The following is a 4,183-nucleotide window of genomic DNA, read 5'->3' on the forward strand; positions in this document are numbered from 1 at the left end:
GCCTGCTCGTACGTCATCCCCACGGCGCCGCTGTAGATGGGCCACGAGCTGCCGTAGCCGGGGTAGAACTCGTCGTATCCCTCGCGGCGAAAGTACGCCCATCCCCGCGCGTCGAAGGCGGCGATGTTCCCGGCGGCGAAGGCCTCCCAGCCGCGGCGGACGGACGGGTCCACCAGGCGGTTGATGGGCGCCATGGGCGGGGGAAAGAAGTAGGTGGACGTGTAGCTCATCTCGTGCAGGTCCACCGCCACGTGGGGCCACCAGCGCAGCATGGTCTGCACGCGGCCGCGCGTCTCGGGGTGCGACTGCGTGAACCAGTCGCGGTTGAGGTCGAAGTGGTAGTGGCTGGTGCGCGGGCCGGGCCAGGTGCCGGCGTGGATGCGCGCGTCGGGGTGCGCGGGCACGCCCAGGGCCGTGCGCATGCGCATGACGTCCTGCGCGTGGCGCTCGTGGCCGTCCGGGTTCTGCAGGGGGTCGATGAGGACGACGACGTTGTCCAGGATGCGGCGCGTCTCGTCGTCCCGCCCCGCAGCGAGCTGGTACAGGACGGCCAGGGCGGCCTCGGCGCCGGAGGCCTCGGGCCCGTGCACGGTGTAGCCCATCCACGCGATGGCGGGGATGCGGTCGCGCACGGCCGCCAGCTCCGCCGCGGAGGCGCCGCGCGGGTCGGCCAGGCGGGCGGCGTCGCGGCGGATGTCCTCCAGCCGCGCGGCGTTGGCTTCGCTGGTGATGGCGATGAGCACGACCTCGCGCCCCTCGAAGGAGTGGGCCACGGTGTCCAGCCGCACGCGGGGGCTGGCGCGGGCCACGGCCTCCACGTAGCGCATGAGCAGGTGATGCGGCGTGAACCGCTCGCCCGGCTCGTATCCCAGCACGGACGCGGGTGTGGGCACGGCGGGATCGTACGGCCCCTGTCCGCCCAGCGGGTGCTGCGCGGCGAGGGGCGCGCGCGCCGCCAGGGCCAGGAGCCCCGCGGCGATCAGTCGCTTGAGCATGGAGTGCGTGATGAGTGCGTGAGTGCGAGAGTGCGAGAGTGCGAGAGTGCGAGAGTGCGAGAGTGCGAGAGTGCGAGAGTGCGAAAGTGCGAAAGTGCGAAAGTGCGAAAGTGCGAAAGTGCGGGCGTGGACCGGAGCAACGTGTTGCCGCGTGCGAAAATTTGCCGCTTTATTTTGCGATATTCGACTTATCGCAAAACCCGATCTCAGACCCACAGCCCCGACGCCGAGAGATTGAGGTACCGAGGCGGAACGCCTCGGTTGGCGACCCCGAACCTTCCCCACGTCCCCGCCATCGCCGTTCCCATGACGTAGTCGGTCGCGCCCGCGACCGACGAACCGGACGCGGGCCAAGCAGGCATTGCGCCGCCGTCCTTCCAAAGCCGCACGCGCAGGTGCGCGACGGACCCCGCGTAGTAGAACTCTCCCTCAAGGTGCAGGACCGTCGACACCGTCAGCCCTGCGATGGTAGCGAGAACGATCGAACCGGGACCGTTCACCTGAACACCTGCTTGGTTATAGCAGTCGCTGAGCAGGGTGAACTGGCCTGTATCGACAGAGAGGTCGGTGTGCACCCTGCAGCCGGTGAAGCCCAGTGGGGCTGACGCATTGAGCGTGGCGAGCAGGATGAGCCCACCGCCGCGCTCCGCGAACCCGGCGCGGAGCTGGGACATCTGGAACGAGGTTCGAACCACTCCTTGAGTGGCGGCGGTGCCATCGCGAACGGCCGCCCCGTGCTCGTTCGAGGAGCCGTTCAGGAACCGCCCGCGCGCGGCGGTGACGTTGAAAATCGACGTCGGCCGTGTAGCGGCGCTGCCGCCGGCGATCAACGTCGTCATCCCGGCCGGGGCGCCGTCGGCCATGGTGGTGAAGTCGGCCGTATAGACTGCCGGCTTCGTGACCGTCAGGCTCGTTGTTCCTGCAACCCCGTTCGCCGCCTGGGCAGTGATCTGCGCGGCTCCCCCGGATACCCCTGTCACCAGCCCCGTGCTTGACACCGTCGCAACCGCGGCCGCGGATGTGGCCCAGGTGAGCGGCTCCTCCAGGGGGTCGCCGCCCGAGTCTCGTGCCGTGCCCACGAGCTGGAGGGTCGAGCCTTCAGCCACCGCGGCCGGGTCGGGCGTGACGACCACCGTAGCCACGACCGGGTACACGGTCACCACGCAGGACCCGTAAACCCCATTCGGGGCGGTCGCGCGGACCTCCACCTCCCCGTTGCCCAACGCCGTCACCAGGCCCGTGGCGTCGACGCCGGCGACGGCCGGGGACACCGAGCTCCACGTGACGGAATCCGCGAGCTCCACGCCGTCCTCGGAGAGAACGACGGCAGCGAGCTGCACGGTGCTTCCCTCGTCCACCTCGGCCGACGACGGCAGGACCACGACGGTCGCCGCGGCCGGGGGAGCGCCTTCCACATCGCCGGGCAGCAAGACGTAGATGAGCGACCGAGCGCCCTGCTGAACCGCGAGCGAGCCCTCCACGGTCGCGGATGCGGCGATGCCGGACAGACCTCCGACCCTCACCTCCACCTCGGCCGCGCTGGCAAGTGTTGCCGGCCCCTCAACCAGGGACATCTCCTCGGCCAGTAGGAGGGAAAGCGCCGTCGACCCGTCCACCTCGGCGTCCAGCGTGAGCTCACCCGCGCCGGACAGCAGCTCGGCGCGGCCGCGCAGCGCACGCAGGACCGTGCCTGCTTCCACCGCGCCGATCGTCCAGGCTCCGCCGGGGCCCATGATGACGGGGCGCACGTCGGCCGTGCGTCCCGCACCCGCGGTGTGCGTGAGAACGGTGAACGGGCGTAAGTCGCGACTCATGACTGGGAGGGTTGGAAGCCGCCTCGCTTGGCCACCGCACCACTCACACCGTCGGCGGGCACTTCTCCATAGCCGACGAGGCGGCGCGCGCTGGAGCCCGCGAGGTCGCTCAACGTGAAGGTGATCGTGTACGCAACGGCGCCGCCTTCGAACGAGGGGTCGTCGGCGTAGATCCAGAACGGGTCTCCGGTGGCGTGAGTCCCGAGCTCCACCGCGGCCGAGCCGGCGGAGTACTCCATCACTGCGCCGGCGACGTGGAGGGCGTGTGCGGGCACGTCGGCGCTCAGGGTCGTGCCGGACCGGGTCGTCGTCGGCGGGTCGCCCACGTACACCGCGGTCACGCCGGCGACGGCCGCCATGGGGAGCACGAGCGCGCTGTCGAGGCGCGTCCCCGCCTGGTTCCAGGGTCCGCGGGCGCGCAGCACGTATTCTTGGGCGGCCCCGGGCGGAACGCCCTCGACGGGCAACTCGGAGAGGTACTCGAAGTAGATCTTCTTGTCCTGGTTGCTCGGCACGCGGATGTTGGCGAGCAGGTTGGCGGCCGCGGCCGGCGGGGGCCGCTGCACGGCGGTGTCCTCGTCGAAGTCGTGCACCTCCCCGACGCCCGCGATCGTGCCGTCCGCCGGCAGCGCCGGGTCCGCCGACTCGTAGCCGTCGCGGTTCAGCCACACCTTGAGCAGTCCCCCGTCGCCCTGCGGGTTGTCCACGTGGATCCGCACGTGGCGCGTCCCGGCGGAGTCGCCCTCCACGTCGGTGATGACCAGGCGCGGAGGGATGGGGGCCGTGGGGTCCTTGGGGGGGATCACCACGTCGCGCACCGGACCGGGCAGGCCCTGGTCGTTCTTGCCGTAGAACTGCAGGAGCTGCTCCGCCTCCAGCGCCGGCACGGTCACCGCGCCGAACCTGGGGTCTGCGCCGCGTGCGGGGACCGGCTGCTCCGGGCCGGGAGTACCGGTCGCGAGGTCAACGGCGTGGTAGAAGAGGGCAACGGTGTCGAAGTCGGCACCGTCCACCTGGATCCGGTCCAGCGCGCCGAACCGCGTGCGCCCTGTCGTCGGCCGGGCGGGGACGCGGTTGGCGTCGGCGGTGAAGGGGCCCAGGGCGATGGGCACCCCGCCGTCATTGCGCAGGATCACCGCCCTCACGCCCGTGTCTCGCTCCTCGTCGAGGGTGAAGGCGAACGCGTAGACGCCGGCAGCGTAAAGCATGGGGTGCGGCCCGCTCTCGTCGGTGCCGAGCACGCGCAGGTACACCTCCACGCCCGCGACCACCGCGCGCGGATCCTCGATGGCTACCGTGAAGACGCCCTGCGTCCCGTCGGGCGACTGGTCGAGCTCGGGATGGGGATCGAGCGGCGCGGCGGTGCCGGTGATG

At 71.0% G+C, this 4,183-nt stretch carries 3 protein-coding genes; all 3 read right to left on the reverse strand.

The genetic code is table 11. From position 1 onward, the window contains the following. Nucleotides 1–995, reverse strand: a 995-nt coding sequence (locus VFZ20_RS15135; protein ID WP_329684742.1) for a M14 family zinc carboxypeptidase, incomplete at its 3' end; no start/stop codon positions are given. Nucleotides 996–1,201: 206 nt separating this feature from the next. Beyond that, complete coding sequence (locus tag VFZ20_RS15140; RefSeq protein ID WP_329684743.1) at nt 1,202–2,743, reverse strand: Ig-like domain-containing protein; 1,542 nt, start codon at nt 2,741–2,743, stop codon at nt 1,202–1,204. Nucleotides 2,744–2,805: 62 nt separating this feature from the next. Further along, nucleotides 2,806–4,183 (reverse strand): hypothetical protein (locus VFZ20_RS15145; protein WP_329684744.1); only part of this gene is annotated, 1,378 nt, incomplete at its 5' end.

It is taken from the genome of Longimicrobium sp. (assembly GCF_036280135.1).
Lineage (GTDB): Bacteria > Gemmatimonadota > Gemmatimonadetes > Longimicrobiales > Longimicrobiaceae > Longimicrobium.